The sequence below is a fragment of the Serratia sp. CY74737 genome (genome assembly GCF_052166775.1).
GTDB lineage: Bacteria > Pseudomonadota > Gammaproteobacteria > Enterobacterales > Enterobacteriaceae > Serratia > Serratia ureilytica.
Genome location: NZ_JBJNOF010000009.1, coordinates 75,409 through 92,036, shown reverse-complemented (window position 1 = coordinate 92,036; position 16,628 = coordinate 75,409). Strand labels below are relative to the sequence as shown.

At 61.3% G+C, this 16,628-nt stretch carries 14 protein-coding genes; 3 read left to right on the top strand and 11 right to left on the bottom strand.

Going from position 1 to position 16,628, the window contains the following annotated elements:
* Nucleotide 1 precedes the first annotated feature (1 nt).
* From ACJ8PE_RS14665 to yebS, 5 genes are all read right to left on the bottom strand, one after another.
* A complete protein-coding gene (locus ACJ8PE_RS14665) occupies nucleotides 2–538 on the bottom strand; it encodes a Csu type fimbrial protein (RefSeq protein ID WP_197760061.1) in 537 nt (178 codons plus the stop codon).
* Between the two features lie 272 nt (nucleotides 539–810).
* The gene (locus ACJ8PE_RS14660; RefSeq protein WP_033642841.1) at nucleotides 811–1,347 is read right to left on the bottom strand and encodes a Csu type fimbrial protein; all 537 of its coding nucleotides are present in this window, start codon (nucleotides 1,345–1,347) and stop codon (nucleotides 811–813) included.
* Between the two features lie 265 nt (nucleotides 1,348–1,612).
* Nucleotides 1,613–3,049, bottom strand: coding sequence for a 16S rRNA (cytosine(1407)-C(5))-methyltransferase RsmF (gene rsmF, locus ACJ8PE_RS14655; RefSeq protein ID WP_197760008.1), 1,437 nt, complete (start codon nucleotides 3,047–3,049; stop codon nucleotides 1,613–1,615).
* A 102-nt stretch (nucleotides 3,050–3,151) separates the two neighbouring features.
* Nucleotides 3,152–5,782, bottom strand: coding sequence for a PqiB family protein (locus tag ACJ8PE_RS14650; RefSeq protein ID WP_197792935.1), 2,631 nt, complete (start codon nucleotides 5,780–5,782; stop codon nucleotides 3,152–3,154).
* Complete coding sequence (gene yebS / locus ACJ8PE_RS14645; protein WP_033644263.1) at nucleotides 5,751–6,998, bottom strand: membrane integrity lipid transport subunit YebS; 1,248 nt, start codon at nucleotides 6,996–6,998, stop codon at nucleotides 5,751–5,753. The genes ACJ8PE_RS14650 and yebS overlap by 32 nt, the downstream gene beginning before the upstream one ends.
* Nucleotides 6,999–7,253: 255 nt before the next feature.
* Here yebS and ACJ8PE_RS14640 point away from each other — a divergent pair, with 255 nt between their 5' ends.
* The 3 genes from ACJ8PE_RS14640 (at nucleotide 7,254) to prc (ending at nucleotide 10,626) form a co-directional block, all read left to right on the top strand.
* Complete coding sequence (locus tag ACJ8PE_RS14640; protein WP_033642843.1) at nucleotides 7,254–7,751, top strand: GAF domain-containing protein; 498 nt, start codon at nucleotides 7,254–7,256, stop codon at nucleotides 7,749–7,751.
* A gap of 96 nt (nucleotides 7,752–7,847) precedes the next feature.
* Complete coding sequence (gene proQ, locus ACJ8PE_RS14635; protein WP_004931497.1) at nucleotides 7,848–8,558, top strand: RNA chaperone ProQ; 711 nt, start codon at nucleotides 7,848–7,850, stop codon at nucleotides 8,556–8,558.
* A gap of 19 nt (nucleotides 8,559–8,577) precedes the next feature.
* On the top strand, nucleotides 8,578–10,626 hold the full coding sequence (prc, locus tag ACJ8PE_RS14630; RefSeq protein WP_033642845.1) for a carboxy terminal-processing peptidase: 2,049 nt from the start codon (nucleotides 8,578–8,580) through the stop codon (nucleotides 10,624–10,626).
* Between the two features lie 66 nt (nucleotides 10,627–10,692).
* On the opposite strand, the gene ACJ8PE_RS14625 is transcribed toward prc, so the two are convergent.
* Genes ACJ8PE_RS14625 through ACJ8PE_RS14600 form a run of 6 tightly spaced genes read right to left on the bottom strand, consistent with a single transcriptional unit; the run spans nucleotide 10,693 to nucleotide 16,536 of the window.
* Nucleotides 10,693–11,538 (bottom strand): DMT family transporter, encoded by an 846-nt coding sequence (locus ACJ8PE_RS14625; RefSeq protein WP_033642846.1) that lies wholly within the window; start codon nucleotides 11,536–11,538, stop codon nucleotides 10,693–10,695.
* Nucleotides 11,535–12,842, bottom strand: a complete 1,308-nt coding sequence (locus tag ACJ8PE_RS14620) for an opine metallophore biosynthesis dehydrogenase (RefSeq protein WP_197792934.1) — start codon at nucleotides 12,840–12,842, stop codon at nucleotides 11,535–11,537. Before ACJ8PE_RS14620 ends, ACJ8PE_RS14625 begins: the two co-directional genes overlap by 4 nt.
* Nucleotides 12,835–13,632, bottom strand: a complete 798-nt coding sequence (locus ACJ8PE_RS14615) for a nicotianamine synthase family protein (protein ID WP_197792933.1) — start codon at nucleotides 13,630–13,632, stop codon at nucleotides 12,835–12,837. Before ACJ8PE_RS14615 ends, ACJ8PE_RS14620 begins: the two co-directional genes overlap by 8 nt.
* Complete coding sequence (locus ACJ8PE_RS14610; protein ID WP_197792932.1) at nucleotides 13,620–14,405, bottom strand: ABC transporter ATP-binding protein; 786 nt, start codon at nucleotides 14,403–14,405, stop codon at nucleotides 13,620–13,622. Before ACJ8PE_RS14610 ends, ACJ8PE_RS14615 begins: the two co-directional genes overlap by 13 nt.
* A complete protein-coding gene (locus tag ACJ8PE_RS14605; RefSeq protein WP_273873880.1) occupies nucleotides 14,402–15,442 on the bottom strand; it encodes a FecCD family ABC transporter permease in 1,041 nt (346 codons plus the stop codon). Before ACJ8PE_RS14605 ends, ACJ8PE_RS14610 begins: the two co-directional genes overlap by 4 nt.
* 2 nt (nucleotides 15,443–15,444) lie before the next feature.
* Complete coding sequence (locus tag ACJ8PE_RS14600) at nucleotides 15,445–16,536, bottom strand: ABC transporter substrate-binding protein (protein WP_197760014.1); 1,092 nt, start codon at nucleotides 16,534–16,536, stop codon at nucleotides 15,445–15,447.
* Nucleotides 16,537–16,628: the final 92 nt, after the last annotated feature.

The window sequence follows — 16,628 nt, the reverse complement described above, 5'->3', positions numbered from 1 at the left end:
CTTACCAGGTGACGGTCATGGTGACGGTATCGCTGTACGCGCCTGCCGCCGGGGTGGTGCCCGCGGCGGGCACCAGACCATAGACGATCAACGGGACCGCCGAGCCGGTGCCGGTGCCGGTCAGCACGCCGGTGGTGCTGTTCCACGGCACGGCGTGGGCGCTGTCCTGGTAGAGGTTATAGCTGATGTAAGCGGGCACGCTGCTGGCCATGCGCCGCTGGCTGCCGGAGGCGTTGAGGCCGTTGTCCAGCGCCACGGTGTAGTTGGTGCCGGTGGTGCAGTTCAGCCCCAAGGTGCCGGTGCCGCCGCTGCCGGTGGCGCTGGCGGTGATGACGTTAGCCAGAGACGAGTAGGTGCCGAAGCTGATAGAGCCGAAGTTGTTGGTGGTGCCGGAGCTGTTGCCGCCGGTAACGACGCAGCCGGCGCCGATGGTTAAAGTGACGCCCAGCGTGCCCTGAAGGGTGCCTGCCGCAAAGGCGGCGCCAGAGGTGCACAGCAGGGCCGCTGCCGAGGTTAATGCCGCCAGAGTCTTTTTCATCATGGTTCCTTGCCGTAGTAGAGAAGCCTGCCAAAAAGCCCGAAAAATGAGTCAAATGCATTAATCTATTTACAGATTAATTAATAGAATAAGAACGGGAGAATGTCTTGCCGAAAGATTAAAAACTTTATTTATTTTTAAGCGAGATCGCAGGTTGAGTGCAGCGTAAACACATCAGGGAAATCGTGTTTGAGATAACGAGAGGGTGGGTAGGAATATTATTACATTAATGAATGACGGAGCGCCATGGTGGCGCCCCGTGTCGGCAGGCATCACCAGGTCACGGTCATGGTGACGGTATCGTTGTACACGCCGGCGGCCGGGGTGGTGCCCGCGGCGGGCACCAGACCGTAGACGATCAACGGGACCGCCGAGCCGGTGCCGGTGCCGGTCAGCACACCGGTGGTGCTGTTCCACGGCACGGCGTGGGCGCTGTCCTGGTAGAGGTTATAGCTGATGTAGGCGGGCACGCCGCTGGCCATGCGCCGCTGGCTGCCGGAGGCGTTGAGGCCGTTGTCCAGCGCCACGGTGTAGTTGGTGCCGGTGGTGCAGTTCAGCCCCAAGGTGCCGGTGCCGCCGCTGCCGGTGGCGCTGGCGGTGATGACGTTAGCCAGCGACGAGTAGGTGCCGAAACTGATGGAACCAAAGTCGTTGGTGGTGCCGGAACTGTTGCCGCCGGTGACCACGCACCCGGCGCCGATGGTCATTGTCACGCCCAGCGTGCCCTGAATGGTGCCCGCTGCGTTGGCTGCGCCACTGATGCACAGCAGAGGTGTTAACGAGAGCAAAACCAGCAGAGTTTTTTTCATCATGATTCCTTGCCATGTCAGAGAAAGTCCGCAAAAACGCCACCCAGAGCTGAGTTGCACGCATTTATTTACTTACATTTAAATTAATAGGATAAGAACGTGAAATTGTCTTTATCAAAGGTCAAAACTTTTTAATTGGCACAGGGCAAGCGTGCGCGGGTGAAATAACGTGATGGTGAAATGATTAGAATAATAACGAATGGCGGTGGGAATATTGTTATCTTTATTTATCGCCGGGGAAAGCGGCTCCCCGGCGCCAGGGCGATTACAGGTGAAAATCCAGCGCGCCGTCGCGCACCAGCTCGCGCGGCAGGTTGTTCTTGATGCGGCTGCCGATGCGTTTGGCGATGCCCAGCGGTTGCCCCTGATAGGTGACGATGCACTCGTCGCCCGCCGGCGGCTGCTCAGGGTAGAGATCGCGGCCGTGATACCACTCCTGGGCCAGCGCGGCGTCCAGCTCGAAATGCTGTTTGCCGTCGGCGCCCGCGAGGGCGATCGCCGCTTCGTGCTGCCAACGGAAACCTTTTGGGAAGCGCTCCGCCAGCTTGAGGCCGATACGCGAGAAGCGCACTTTGCCGAACAGCGGCTCCAGCTCGGCCGGGAAGAGCCAGATTTCCTTGTCGCGCTCCCACAGCCTGCTGTCATCGCCCCAGGTTAAGCCGGATGCGGCGGCGGCTTGGGCGATCAGCGCCGCCTCTTTGCCGGACAGCGGGCTGAACGGGAATTTACCGACTTTATAGGTCGGCTTCGCCAACGGCCCCACGGCGTGTTTTTTACGCAGGCGGGCGACGAAAAACCCTTCGCTGTCGTAAATCTGCGGGAAGACGTGCAGGAAGCCCTCGGCGGTCAACGCCTTGTCGGCGCCGGGGAACAGCTCACCCAGCGGCTCGATGCTGACCGCATCGCCATAGGTGTCCAGCAGCCAGCGCACCACCTGCTGATTTTCCTGCGCATTGAGGGTGCAGGTGGAATAAACCATCACGCCGCCCGGCGCCAGCGCATGAAACGCGCTGTCGATCAGCTCGCGCTGGGTGGCGGCGATCTCGGCGACGCTTTCCGGCGACCAGTTGCTCATGGCGTCCGGATCTTTGCGCACCACGCCTTCGCCGGAGCAGGGGGCGTCGAGCAGAATGGCGTCAAAACTCTCCGGCAGCGCGGCGCCGAACACCCGGCCATCGAAGTGGGTCAGCGCCGTATTCTTCACGCCGCAGCGGCTGATATTGGCGTGCAGCACTTTCACCCGGCTGGCGGAGTATTCGTTGGCGACGATGCCGCCCTGATTATCCATCAACGCGGCTATCTGGGTGGTTTTGGAGCCCGGCGCGGCCGCCACGTCCAGCACCCGATGGGGCGCTGCACCGCCGGCGAACAGCGCGCTGACCGGCAGCATCGAGCTGGCCTCCTGAATGTAGAACAGGCCGCTCAAATGTTCGGCGGCGCTGCCCAATCGCAGCTCTTCATCGTCGCGCTCGATCCAGAAACCTTCCGCGCACCAGGGAATGGGTTCCAATCGCCAGTCGTAGTCCTGCACCAGCGCCAGGAAGTCGGTGACGCTGATTTTCAGCGTGTTGACGCGCAGGCTGCGGCGCAGCGGGCGCTGGCAGGCGGCGATAAAATCGTCCATCGCCAGCTCGGTGGGCATGATGGCGCGGGTGGCGTCGAGGAAAGCGGGGGGCAGAAAAACGGCGGTGGATTTGGCCACGGGGCGAACTCTCAGGGTGCAATAAAGACAAGGGCGAGAGTTTATCACAAAGCGGAAAAAAACAGGGCCCGGCATTGCCGGGCCCTGAGGAAAACGCGAAAGTTAATCGCGCGGAATGGCGGTGCCCCAGGTTTTCCAGTCCTTCGGCTCTTCCGGATTCAGCAGGAAGTGCTTGTTCGGTGTCGCTTTCGGCGCCAGCGGGATGGTCGGCGGGGTGGCGAAGGCGATGCCGCCGCGAATGAACTGCTGGAAGGTGCCGCTCTTGATCACGCCGCCGGTCAGGCCGAACTGCAGGTTGTAACCCGACGCCAGCCAGAACACGCTGTTGTTGCGCACCAGATGCTGGTATTTCTTGCTGATGCGCAGCGCGACGTGCACCCGATCGGACATGGCGCCTAGGTAGAAACCGGTGATGGTGCCGACCTCCACGCCGCGGAACAGCACCGGCGTGCCGATCTGCAGCGAGCCGGTTTCGGCGGCGTCGAGCACGACGCTCAGCCCATCGAGATAGCGCGAATCGGTGATGCTGGCCTGCTGCAGTTCGAAGGTGCGCAACTCGCGCCCGCGGCCCGGCTCCACGTTGATATAAGGCTGGAGCAGGGTATCGAGGTTGCTGACGCCGGCGGCGGAGATCTCCGGCGACACGATCGAGAAGCGGCTGCCGAGGCGCGCGAAGGTCTGTACGTATTCCGGATACAGCACCGCTTTGGCCAACACTTCGTTGCGCTCCGGCGCCAGCTGCAGCGACTCCACTTGGCCGACGTCGATGCCGAGGTAACGCAGCGGCATGCCCGCCGACAGCTTGCTGGCGTCATAGGTTTTCAGCGTGATTTGGCTGCCCACCGCGCGGGCGGCGGTTTCGCTGGCGTACAGTACGCGATTGGCGCCTTTGTTCAGCGTCACGCCCTGCAGGTTGTCGAAGCTGATGGCGCCTTTCAGCGCGCGGTTGAGCGGCGAAGCCTGCACCGTCAGGCCGCTGCCGTTGAGCTGCACTTTGGCGCCGCCTTCGGCCCAGAAGATGCTTTCACGGGTCAGCAACTTACGGTATTCCGGGCTGATGTAGACGTCCACCTCAAACTCGTTGGCCTTTGGCCGCACGTTGACGATCTCGCCCACCTGGAATTTACGATACAGCACCACTGAGCCGGCCTGCACGTCCGGCAGGCTGGTGGCGCTGAGGGTCAGGGTGGTGGAAGGGGCGTTGCCGACGATGCCTTCCTCGGCTTTTTCGCTGTTGGCGTACAGCGGGTACTGGCCGCCAGGCTCCCCTTTGCTGCCGGGGATAATGCGCACGCCACCGTCTACCCACTCCTGCGCGCTGGCGCCGAGCACTTCCATGCCGTCTATTCCCAGCTTGACGTCGAGGCGGCTGTTGACCACGAATTTGCTGTCTTTGTGCAGCAGGCCGCGATATTGCGCATCAACGGCGGCGGTGAACACCACGCCGCCGGCGGTCAGGGTGCGGCTCAGGATCTGGCCGACTTTCACGCCGTGCACCACCAGCGGTTGCCCGACGTCGATGCCGTAGCTTTGCGGCGCATTCAGCGTGACGGTCAACACGCCCGGCTGTTGCAACAGCGTTTCGCTGCTGTCCAGCACGTTGAAGCGCTGCTGCGGTTCGCCTTCACCCGGCACCAGTTCCAGCGTGGTGCCGGTCAGCAGTTGGCTGAGCTTGGCGTCGTTGAGGCTGATGCGCGGGCTGCGCATCACGATGCGGGTGCCGCTGCGCATCAGATCGACCACCGAAGGATCGATGGTCAGTTCACCGGTGACTTTGCTGTCCTGTTGCAACGTCAGCTTGGTCAGGGTGCCGACCTGCAGCCCCTGGTACATCAGCGGCGTGCGGTTTTCACTCAAATTGTTGCCGCTCGGCAGATCCAGCAGAATATTGACGCCGCGCTGGCTGTGGGCCAGGTCCGGGTAAAGGGTATAGTTCTGATCGCCCTTGGCCTGCTGGCCATCGGCCGGCGAATCGAAGGCGATGGCGCCGTTGACCAGCGCCGCCAGGCTCTCCATCTGCACCGTGGCGCCGGACAGGCTGAAATCGCCCTTGAAGCCGGAGACATTCCAGAAGCGGCTGTTGCTCTTCACCAGGTTGGCGAAGCGGCGGTCGATCAGCACGTCGATGGTTACGCCCTTGTTGCCTTCGCTGATGGTGTAGTCATACACCTTGCCAACCGGGATTTTACGGTAATAGACCAGCGAGCCGCTGTTGAGCGAACCCAGGTCGTCGGCGTGCAGGTGAATCATCAGCTCGCCGGTGTTCAGGCGGTACTTGGGCTGGGTATCGAGCGCGGTGAAGTGGGTTTGCTCCTTGCCGCTGCCGGGCATCATGCCGATATAGTTGCCGCCGACCAGCGCATCGAGCCCGGAAACCCCGGCCAGCGAGGCCTTGGGCGTCACCAGCCAGAACTGGGTGCCTTCGCGCAGCGAGTCTTCCAGATCGCTTTTGATGCTGGCTTCGACCACGATGCTGCGCAGATCTTTGCTCAGGCTGATTTTTTGCACCGTGCCGACCTCAACGCCCTGGTAGCGCACCGGCGTGCGGCCGGCGACGATGCCCGCCGCCGATTGGAAATCGATGGTGACGGTGGTGCCGCGCTCCTGGAAATTGTTATAGACCAGCCACCCGGCGATCAGCAGGGCGATGAACGGCAGTAACCAGAACGGTGAAATGCGGCGTTTGTTCTTGACCCGCGCTTCAGTCGGTGTAGTCGGCGTTTCCTGTTGCATGTGCATCCCAAATCAATCGGCTATCGAGCCATTCAACGGCAAGAATAGTCAAAATGACCGCCGAGCCAAAGTAAAACGCGGCCGGTCCCATAGTAAAAGATAACAGTTGATCGCGATTTACCAGCGACATCATCAAGGCGATAACGAACAGATCGAGCATCGACCAACGGCCGATCCAGGTGACCAGGCGCAGCAGACGAATGCGCGTCTTCAGGCTGTGCGAGGTTTTGAAGTGGATGCTCAGCAACAGCACGATCAGCACGATCACCTTGGTGAAGGGCACCAGCACGCTGGCGATGAACACGATGGCGGCGATCGGCACGTTGCCGGAGGTGGCCAATGAGACCACGCCGGAGAAAATGGTGTCTTCCAGCCGCGTGCCGTTGGCGTAAATGATGGAAATTGGCAGCAGGTTGGCCGGTATCAGCAGGATCATCGCCGCGATCAGCGCCGCCCAGGTTTTCTGCAGGCTGTAGGGCTGGCGATGGCACATCGGCACATGGCAACGCGGGCAGCGGCCGCGCGCGTCGGGATAGCCGGTATAGTGGCAGGACAAACAAATGTGCAGCGCCGTCGGCGGGCCTTCCGGCTGTTCCTGCGGATAGTAGCGCTCCCACAGCTGCTCCAGGTTGACGTGGATCAGCGTCAGGATGCTCAGCACCGTCAGCGACAGGTAAGCGATCAGCGCGCTGCCGGGCTGGATGTCGGCGTAATCCTGCACTTTGATCGCCGCCACCGCCATGCCGATCAGATAAATGTCCAGCATCACCCACTCTTTGAGCCGCTCCAGCATCAGCAGCACCGGGCGCAGGTTCATGCCGAGCGCATGGCCGAAGCGCAGGTACAGCAGCGACAGCACCAGCGTCAGCGGGGCGCCGATGGTGCAAAACGCCACCATGCTGGCGGTGAGCGGATCGCCCTGGCGGCTCATCTGCCAGATGCCCTCCAGCAAACTGGCGTCGATGCGCGTGCCGAGCAGGCGGATGCTGATCAGCGGCTCGGTGAAGGCGAACGGCATCAGCAGCAGCATGGCGATCGCCATGGCGGTCAGGCGCGTCATCGACCAGTCGCGGCCGCTCACCACCTTGGCGTTGCAGCGCGGGCAATAGGCGGCCTGATTGCCGCTGAGCGGCGGCAGCACGAACAGCAGGTCGCACTCGCAGCAGCGTTGGTGGCGCGCTTTGGAAAGGGGGGCGGTGATCGCGTGTATTTTCATTTTTGACAAGTAACTGCCCTTGAGCCCGCCGGAACTGTCAGCGTAGCTGAAAAATAAACCGGCCGCGTCACCGGCGATCGGGCGCCGGACGGTAAAACGAGGTAAACCGGGATTCTGAGCGGCAAACATACCCCGAGCGACGGGGTTTTGTGAAGCAACAGATGATTAACCTTGTGGCTATACGCATTTAATGCTTATTTTATAGGGCCTAAGCTTTGGGCTTCTGGCCATCTTCACTGTTTCAATGGTTAACACATGACAAAAGAACAATTCTACGCGGAATTAAAACGTGACCTGAGCGCGTTGCTCGGCGGGGAAACCAACTTTATCGCGGCGCTGTCCAACGCCAGCGCGTTGCTCAACGAGCGTCTGGATGACGTGAACTGGGTCGGTTTCTATCTGATGGATGGCGACCAACTGGTGCTGGGGCCGTTCCAGGGCAAGATCGCCTGCGTGCGCATTCCGGTGGGCAAGGGCGTGTGCGGCACGGCGGTGGCGGAAAATCGCGTGCAGCGCGTCGGCGACGTGCATGCGTTTCCGGGCCATATCGCCTGCGATGCGGCCAGCAACGCGGAAATCGTGCTGCCGCTGGCGGTTGGCGGCCGAGCGATCGGCGTTTTGGATATCGATAGCACGGTTTATCAACGCTTCGACGAACAGGACGAAGTGGGCCTGAAAGCAGTGGTGGCGGGGCTTTGTGAGCAACTGGAACAGTGTGACAGTGCGAAATATGTGACTGTGGCGGCAAGTTGATCGACGGTTAACGTGGCAATTACCGATGGCGTCATTATAATGACGCCTGTTCATGCCTGTGGCTTGTTGGCAATACCGTTGTAATCAGGAAATTTCATGGAAAATCAACCTAAGTTGAACTCTAGTAAAGAAGTCATTGCTTTTCTTGCCGAGCGTTTTCCGCTCTGCTTTAGCGCCGAAGGCGAAGCTCGTCCGCTGAAAATCGGTATTTTTCAGGATTTGGTAGAGCGCGTGCAGGGGGAAGAGAATCTCAGCAAAACGCAATTGCGTTCTGCCCTGCGCCTATACACCTCAAGCTGGCGTTACCTGTACGGCGTCAAGGTTGGCGCGCAGCGCGTCGATCTGGACGGCAATCCGTGCGGAGAACTGGAGCAGCAGCATGTCGATCATGCTCGCCAGCAGCTTGAAGAAGCCAAAGCGCGCGTTCAGGCACAGCGTGCCGAACAAAACGCCAAAAAACGTGAAGCCGCCGGCGAATCCGCCGATGCCGCTCCGCGCCGTCCGCGTCCAGCTGGTAAAAAGCCCGCTGCGCGTCGCGAAGGCGGAGCCGCGCCGGAAAACCGCAAGCCGCGCCCACAAACTCGCCCACAGCCCGCTCGCCAACCTCGTGCAGCCAAAGAGGAAAGCCAGCCGCGTTATGCGCCAGTCACGGATATCTCTAAACTGCAAATTGGCCAGGAAATCAAAGTCAGGGCAGGCAAGAGCGCGATGGATGCTACCGTACTCGAAATCGCTAAAGATGGCGTACGTGTGCAGCTCTCTTCCGGTCTGGCGATGATTGTGCGCGCAGAACACTTGCAGTTCTGATACGGAGGCCAACCCAGGCATGAACAAATTCGTCAGATTAACAGCGATTGCAGGGCTGCTGTGGGCGGGTGTCAGTTACGGCGCGGAAACAGCCAACATCCGCATCGGCCAACTGCCCCAACTGCAACAGGAACCCCAGCACGCTACGGTGAGTGAGCGCGTGACCTCGCGCTTCACTCGCTCTCATTACCGCCAGTTCGCCCTCGATGCGGAATTTTCAGGCAAGATCTTCGATCGCTACCTGAACATGCTGGACTACAACCATAACGTGTTGCTGGCCTCCGACGTGGCGCAGTTCGCCGGCAAACGCAATCAGGTTGGCGAAGAGCTGAAAACCGGCAAGCTGGACACCTTCTACGCGCTGTTCAATCTGGCGCAGAAACGCCGCTTTGAGCGTTACACCTATGCGTTGTCGTTGCTGGACAAGCCGATGAACTTCACCGGCAACGGCACTATCGATCTCGACCGCAGCAAAGCGCCGTGGCCGAAAGACAAGGCCGAACTGGATAGCCTGTGGGATGCGAAAGTCACGTATGACGAGCTGAACCTCAAGCTGACCGGCAAGACCGACAAAGAAATCCGCGACACGCTGACCAAGCGCTATCAGTTCGCCATCAAGCGCCTGACGCAAAGCAACAGCGAAGACGTCTTCCAGCTGGCGATGAATGCCTTTGCGCATGAAATCGACCCGCACACCAACTATCTGTCTCCGCGCAACACCGAGCAGTTCAACACCGAGATGAGCCTGTCGCTGGAAGGCATCGGCGCGGTGCTGCAGATGGATGACGACTACACCCTGATCAACTCGATGGTGCCGGGCGGTCCGGCGGCGAAGAGCAAGGCGATCACCGTGGGCGATCGCATCGTCGGCGTCGGCCAGGCCGGCAAACCGATGGTGGACGTGATCGGCTGGCGCCTGGACGACGTAGTGTCGTTGATCAAAGGGCCGAAGGGCAGCAAGGTGCGTCTTGAGATCCTGCCGGCCGGCAAGGGCACCAAAACCCGCGTGGTCACCTTGACCCGCGAGCGCATCCGTCTGGAAGACCGCGCGGTGAAAATGACCATCAAGACCGTCGGTAAAGAGAAGGTGGCGGTGTTCGACATCCCCGGCTTCTATGTCGGTCTGACCGATGACGTGAAAGTGCAGCTGCAGAAGATGGCCAAGCAGAACGTCAAGAGCGTGATCATCGATCTGCGCACCAACGGCGGCGGCGCGCTGACCGAAGCGGTGTCGCTGTCCGGCCTGTTCATTCCGAGCGGCCCGGTGGTGCAGGTGCGCGACAACAATGGCAAAGTGCGCGAAGACGCCGACACCGACGGCGTGACCTACTATAAAGGCCCGCTGGTGGTGCTGGTCGATCGCTTCAGCGCCTCCGCCTCCGAAATTTTCGCGGCGGCGATGCAGGATTACGGCCGCGCGCTGATTGTCGGCGAGCCGACCTTCGGTAAAGGCACCGTGCAGCAGTACCGTTCGCTGAACCGTATCTACGATCAGATGCTGCGCCCTGAGTGGCCGGCGCTCGGTTCCGTGCAGTACACCATTCAGAAGTTCTACCGCGTCAATGGCGGCAGCACCCAGCGCAAGGGCGTGACGCCGGACATTCTGATGCCGACCGGCGTCGATCCGGCGGAAACCGGCGAAGCGTTTGAAGACAACGCCATGCCGTGGGACAGCATCAATGCGGCGACCTACAGCAAGACCGGCGATATGGCGCCGTTCGAGCCGGAGCTGCTGAAAGATCACCAGCAGCGCATCGCGCAAAATCCGGAGTTCCAGTACATCGCGCAGGATATCGCGCATTACAAGGCACTGAAGGATAAACGCAACATCGTGTCCCTCAATCTGGCGGTGCGCGAGAAAGAGAACCACGATGACGACGCGACCCGTCTGAAACGCATCAACGAGCGTCTGGAACGTGCGGGCAAGAAGCCGCTGAAATCGCTCGACGATCTGCCGAAGGATTACCAGGAGCCGGATCCGTACCTGGATGAAACCGTGCATATCGCGCTGGACCTGGCTCATCTGGAAAAGGATCAGCCCGCTCAGCAGCCGACGCCGGCCAAATAAGGCCACGGCTTTGCCTGTGAAAAACGCACCCTCGGGTGCGTTTTTTTTGGTTGCGGCAAGCCCGGCTTAAGCCGGTTTCTTGCGGTGACGCAGCCCGAGCTGAATGCAGGAAACCACCACCAGCAGACAGCCGAACAGCGACAGCAGCAGCGGGATCTCATGCCAGAACAGCCAACCCCAGGCGATGTTGAACACGATGCCGATATAGCGCACCACCGAGACCACGATCAGGTTATCGGAAGAGAAGGCCTGGGTTAAGACGACCTGCCCCAACAGCGACACCAGGGCGATGGCGAGCAGAATGGCGAACTGATAGGCGTTGGGCCAAACGAACGCGTTCCACATCAGCGGCAGCGAGATCAGCGTTGCGATGAACAGGAAGTAGAACACGATCTCGTAGTTGTGGTGGCGCTTGCTGAGTTTGTTGACCGACAGATAGGCGATCGAGGCGAACACCGCGCTCATCACGCCGACCAGCGACGCCAGGGTATAGGCCGAGAAGTGCCACGGCCGCACCAGCAGCACGGCGCCGATGATGACCATCGCCAGCCAAAACGCGGTGCAGGCGCTGACCCGTTCACGCAGCACCAGCAAGGAGAGCAAAATGGAGAAAAACGGCGACAGATAGGCCAGCATGCTGGCGTCGGCCAGCGTCAGATGGGCAATGCTGTAAAAATAACAAATGAGATACAGCCCGCCCATGGTGCCGCGCAACACCAGCAGCGGCCGGTCTACGCGGCTGAAGGCGATGCGGTGGCGGTACATCAGCAGCAGAACCAGCACACAGCCGATGCTGCTGCGAAAGAACACGATTTCACCGGTGGGAATAGCATCGGAGATAGTTTTAACCAGCGCGTTCATGACGCTGAAAATCAACGAGGCAAAAATGGCCAGTAGCGCACCCTGATTCATGCTTGCCTCCGCCATTGTCGGTAAATGATGTCCGCCTGCTCGTCGCAGGTATCGTCCAGCAACGAGCGATGGCAATGCTCGGCGCCGATCCGGGTGACGAAGTGCTGCAGCGCCTGCTGAAAGCGGGCCAACAGACGCTGGGCGGCGGGCATCTCGACGTCAAGCCGCTGCGCCAGCAAGACCAGGACGCGCAGTTTGCGCACGTCCTCTTGCGGCACGCGCGGCAGGCGCCAGCGCCCCTGGGCATCCTGGAAGACGCGGGCGACCCTGACGGCGGAAAAATCATAGTAGCGGCCCTGCGCGTCCGGCTCGGAATAGGGGTCGACCAGCAGCGCGGTATAACGCGTAAACAGCGCATAGCATTGCTCCGTCGGCGCGAGCTGCGGGAATTGGTCAATCCAGCGGCGGCTCACCATACGGGGCGGAACCGGGTAGTTGTCGTCATTCAAAAAGCGCAGCAGGTTAATGGCCTCGATGCCGAGCCGGTTGAGCAACTGCTGGTAATCCTGCGAGAGCGCCAGCATGTCGGCGATCGCCTCGGGACAGATGGGGCCCTCAGGGTGGGTTTTATACAGGTACTGGATCGGCGCCTGCGGCTGGAATATCGCCTGCAGCGTGGTTTCGGCCAGCGCCAGCGGAGGATGAACATAATTGGTGATGCTGAAGCGCTCGGCGGCGAGCAGGCTGTCGCAGCGTTGGGCGTCAATGCCGTGACGCGCCAGCAGCGAGCAAAGCCAGTCGAGTTCGGCGCAGTCTGACCTTGCGCCTGCGTCGGCCAGATAAATCCGCTGCTTGAACGCCTTGGTGTAGGCGCGGTAAGGCTGTTCGGCGTTCTGGTACTTGGTGTCGGCGTAGTAGCTCGACAGGCTGATGACCTCGACGTGGGATTGCCCGGCCTCCTGCAGCAGGCTTTGCGCCATCAAGCCGGAGCCGATGGAGGGAGAGAGCAGGATCAGTGAGCGCAGTTGGGGCAACGCCGCCCATGGCACCTGTCGCAGCACGTCATGGTATTGATCGGTGGGGACCGCAAGGATCAGTCTGCGCCAGTCGCCGCCGACGAGCGCCAGATCATCGCAATAGCGATCAATCGTCACCTGCGCATCGTCTTGGGTGCGCTGCGCCTTACCGGCGCCCGTCAGCCACAGGCTGGGCGTGTGCGTCAGATATTGCTTCAGGCGGCGCCCTTTTTCGCTGGGGCGGTTGTACAGGCCGATGCGCGCATTGCCCGCGGCCTTGATGTCCGCCGCCAGTTGGATCGCCGCCGGGCCGGCGCCGAGGATCAGGGTGGGAAAGGCATTATTCATGGCGGTGAGGCTCCAAAATCAAGAGATCGTACAGCGGGGTGGTGAGCGGTTTACCGCTGACGCGCCAGGGCGAGCCGGCGGCCTGGTGGTGGTAAGGGCAGTTGAAGATCGACTTGAGGCCGTTGCCATAGCGCACCAGCAATTTGCCGCACTGGGGCAGCAAAGGCCGCAGCGCCTTCAGCAAACCCTGCTTGTCCGCCACCAGAGAGGCGATGATGATGTGATCGATATCGTTGTGCGTCAGGCCGTTCAGCTTGTCGATGCAGGGCATCTGCTGCACCAGCCCCAGGTGGCGCGTAAGCTGGCGGGCAAAACGCTGGGCCGCCGGATCGCAATCGTAGCAAATGACGGTGGCGGAGAGCCTGGCGACCAGCGCCAGCGCCGTGGTGGGCAATGCGCCGCTGCCCACCAGCAGCACCCGTTCGCCGGGTTTAATGTCGGCGGCCGCGATCTCCAGCTGCAGCGCGCGGTCGAAACTGTTCAGGTAGGCGTTGATTTGCGCCGGTTCCCGGCACAGCGCCGAGACGCGATGCTTCTCGTAGTCGCACAACGCGGCGTTGGCCGTCGCCCGCAGTTGGGTGATCTGCGCCGTTATCAAACGGTCGTTTTCCAGCTTTTGACGATAGGCCTGCAGCTGCGGTTCGTCGTTAAAGGCCTGCAGGCGGCTGAAACGCCGTTCCAGCAGGGAAAAATGGCGCCGATCTTGCCGGGCGGAACGGTGAAGCTGGTGAATTTCCTGTTGCAAGCCGGCGAGTTGCGCCAGCATGTCCGCCTTGGTCAGAGTGTACATGGGGATTCTCCGTGTGCGTGTAACAGCTGTGTCGGCAGCAGATAGGGGTAGCCCTGCGGGCTGACGCCGTTTTCGATGGCGACGCCAAATACGCGGGACACCATCGGATGTCCCATCATCTGATGGGTATCGCCGTGGCAAACGACGCGTCCGTGCGCGAGCAGCGTGAGTGAGTGGCAATAGCGCAGCGCCAGCCCCAGATCGTGGATCACCAGCAGCGTGATGCAGCGGTGACGCCGGCCGTAGTCGGCGATCTGATTGAGCACGCGCAGCTGGTGGTGGATATCCAGCGCGCTGGTGGGTTCGTCGAGCAAAATGATCTGCGGCTGAGAAACGAAGGCCTGAGCCAGCATCACCAACTGTCGCTGGCCGCCGCTGAGACGGTTGAAGGGGCGATCGGCGAGCGCGGAAATGCCACATTCCGTAAGCGCCTGCTCGACCGCATCGGCCTGGGCGGCGCTGATGCGCCAGCTCAACTGGCGTACCTTGCCCAGCAGCACCATGTCAAAAGCGGTCAATGCCGAATCGCAGCGATTAAGCTGCGGCACATAGGCGATACGGCTGGTTTTCGGATCGAGAGGGCGCTCGCGGTAAGCGATCTCGCCGCTGCACGGCACCATGCGATTGATCGCTTTGAGCAGCGTCGATTTGCCAGCGCCGTTGGGGCCGATGATGCCGCCGAGCTGCGCCTCCGGCCAGCTCAAAGAAACGTCTGCCAATAGCGAGCGGCGATGCAGCGAGACGCCGACGCGGGTGAGGGTCAGTTGAGTCATGGGCGTTTAACCTGTCGAGTGACGAAGTAAAACAGCACCGGCACGCCGATCAGGGCGATAACGATGCCGATGGGCACCACGCCGTTCGGCATCACCAGCTTGGCGACGATCGAGGCGCACAGCAGCAGCAGGCTGCCGCAGAGGGCGGAAATGCAGATCAGGTAGCGCTGATCCTCACCCACCAGAAAGCGGGCGAAATGCGGGGCGATCAGCCCGACGAACCCGATGGTGCCGACAAACGAGACCGAGGCGGCCGTCAGCAAGGTCGCCAGGAGAAAGGCCAGCTTGCGCAAGGCGCTGACATTGATGCCCAGCCCCTGGGCCTGCTCTTCGCCGGCGGACAGCGCCGTCAGCCGCCAGGCGAGCCGCAGACTGATGAACAGCGCGCACAGCAACACGACGCCGGTGATCGCCACGCCGTGCATATTGGCTTTGAGCAGGCTGCCGAACAGCCAGAAGACGATTTGCTGCATGGCTTCCGGCGCGGCCAGAAACAGCAGCAGCGATTGCAGTGACTGAAAGAAAAACAGCACCACGATGCCGCTCAACACTAATATTTGCGGCGTCATGCCGCGGCGTTGTCCCAGCAGATAGACAGGCACGCAAGCCAACAGCGCCATCAGCGAAGCCAGCAGCGGCGTGCCCAGCGCCAACGCGCCGCCCAGGCTGAAGCCGGTGAGGATCGCCAGCGCCGCGCCGAACCCCGCCGCGGCAGAGATCCCCAGCGTATAGGGGCTGGCGAGGGGATTGGCCAGCACGGTCTGCATCAGCAGGCCCGCCAGCGCCAGGCTGGCGCCGACCACCAAGGCGGTGAGCGTCATCGGCAAGCGAATCGACCAGAAAACCGCCTGATGCAGTGCGTTGCCAGGCGCAGAGCCGGGCCAAAGCATCCGCACGATATCCGTGAGGCCAAGTTGCGCGGCGCCGACGGTGAGATCGATGGCGGTCGCCGCCAGCAGCGCGCTGAGCAGCGCCAGCGTCAATAGCCCGCGGCGCAGCCTGCGCCGTCGCAAAAACGCACGTCCTGTGTGGGCCACGGTTATTCTCCTTGCCAGCGTTGCAAGAAGACGCCGTCCGCCTCTATCGGCAAATATTGATGGTAGAACTGCGCCAGATTGCGCGCGGGATCAACATCGGCAAACGCGGCGGGATAGAGCGCTTTCGCCAGATACTGGACAAAGATAAAATCGTAAATCGTGCGCGCGCCGCCATGGTAAAGCGCATAAAGACGCTGATTTTTTACCGCCGGCAGTTGCGGCCATCCCGCCCGCCGGGCGTATTGCGTCAGGCGCGTCTGTAGGGGGGCTGCCTGCGTGCCGTAGCCCATCGGCACGGCGTTCGGCATGTTTTCCCAGTCGCCACCGGCGAGAAAAATCACCTCGGGCCGTTGGGTCAGGACATAGTCGGCGCGCAAGGGGGAAGGGCTGCCGACGACGCCGGCGGCGATATTGTTGGCGCCAGCCAGCTGCAGCAGCGGCCCCCAGATCGATGCGCCATAGCTGCTACCGTACTCGCCGGGGCCCTTGTCCCCCAGTTCAATGTAGGTGACCGGCGGCGGCAGCTGCGCCTGGCGGATGCGCCGCCGGGTATCCTCGAGACTTTGGCGATATTCGTCGGCCAGCCGTTCCGCTCGCTCGGCGTGGCCCATCGCCTGGCCCATTAACCGGATGCTGGCGAGCTTGACTTCAACGCCCTGATTGAAGTCGACGACGATGTAAGGAATGTTGAGCTGTTGCAGCACCGGCAGGTAGTTGGCGAAGCCGTCGAGCTGCCACTTCGCCAGGATCAGCAGGTCTGGCCGCGTGGTCAGCAGGCGTTCAAAATCGAAGCTCTGGTTATAGAGCGAACCGACATCGACCAGTTGAGCGAGCCGTGGCAGCGCCGCCTGATAGCGCGCCCATTGGCTGGTGCGCAACGCCCAGTCGCTCTTGGAGAAGGCGACGACCTGTTGATAACTCTCCGGGCCGTTCACCGCCAGAAAATCTTCGTAGTAAAAGCCGATATAGGCGCGCTGTGCGGGGGCGGCCAGGGTAACCTGGCGTCCTTCAACGTCGGTGAGGTGAATTTCAGCGTGCGTGACGTGGCATAAAAGCAGCCACGTCGCCAGCATCCAGACGATACGCGATAACATGATTGACATCCCTTTACGATTAATTGTGATGTTATAATGTAACAATTAATCGCGAGATTCAAACTTTCGTCGCCGCTGAATCAGGCGGGGCA

Coding starts and splice junctions, on each gene's coding strand:
- ACJ8PE_RS14640 (WP_033642843.1), top strand. CDS start 7,254: ATGACAAAAGAACAATTCTACGCGGAATTAAAACGTGACCTGAGCGCG.
- ACJ8PE_RS14625 (WP_033642846.1), bottom strand. CDS start 11,538: ATGAATCAGGGTGCGCTACTGGCCATTTTTGCCTCGTTGATTTTCAGC.
- ACJ8PE_RS14620 (WP_197792934.1), bottom strand. CDS start 12,842: ATGAATAATGCCTTTCCCACCCTGATCCTCGGCGCCGGCCCGGCGGCG.
- ACJ8PE_RS14600 (WP_197760014.1), bottom strand. CDS start 16,536: ATGTTATCGCGTATCGTCTGGATGCTGGCGACGTGGCTGCTTTTATGC.
- yebS (WP_033644263.1), bottom strand. CDS start 6,998: ATGAAAATACACGCGATCACCGCCCCCCTTTCCAAAGCGCGCCACCAA.
- ACJ8PE_RS14665 (WP_197760061.1), bottom strand. CDS start 538: ATGAAAAAGACTCTGGCGGCATTAACCTCGGCAGCGGCCCTGCTGTGC.
- proQ (WP_004931497.1), top strand. CDS start 7,848: ATGGAAAATCAACCTAAGTTGAACTCTAGTAAAGAAGTCATTGCTTTT.
- ACJ8PE_RS14610 (WP_197792932.1), bottom strand. CDS start 14,405: ATGACTCAACTGACCCTCACCCGCGTCGGCGTCTCGCTGCATCGCCGC.
- prc (WP_033642845.1), top strand. CDS start 8,578: ATGAACAAATTCGTCAGATTAACAGCGATTGCAGGGCTGCTGTGGGCG.
- ACJ8PE_RS14650 (WP_197792935.1), bottom strand. CDS start 5,782: ATGCAACAGGAAACGCCGACTACACCGACTGAAGCGCGGGTCAAGAAC.
- ACJ8PE_RS14615 (WP_197792933.1), bottom strand. CDS start 13,632: ATGTACACTCTGACCAAGGCGGACATGCTGGCGCAACTCGCCGGCTTG.
- ACJ8PE_RS14660 (WP_033642841.1), bottom strand. CDS start 1,347: ATGAAAAAAACTCTGCTGGTTTTGCTCTCGTTAACACCTCTGCTGTGC.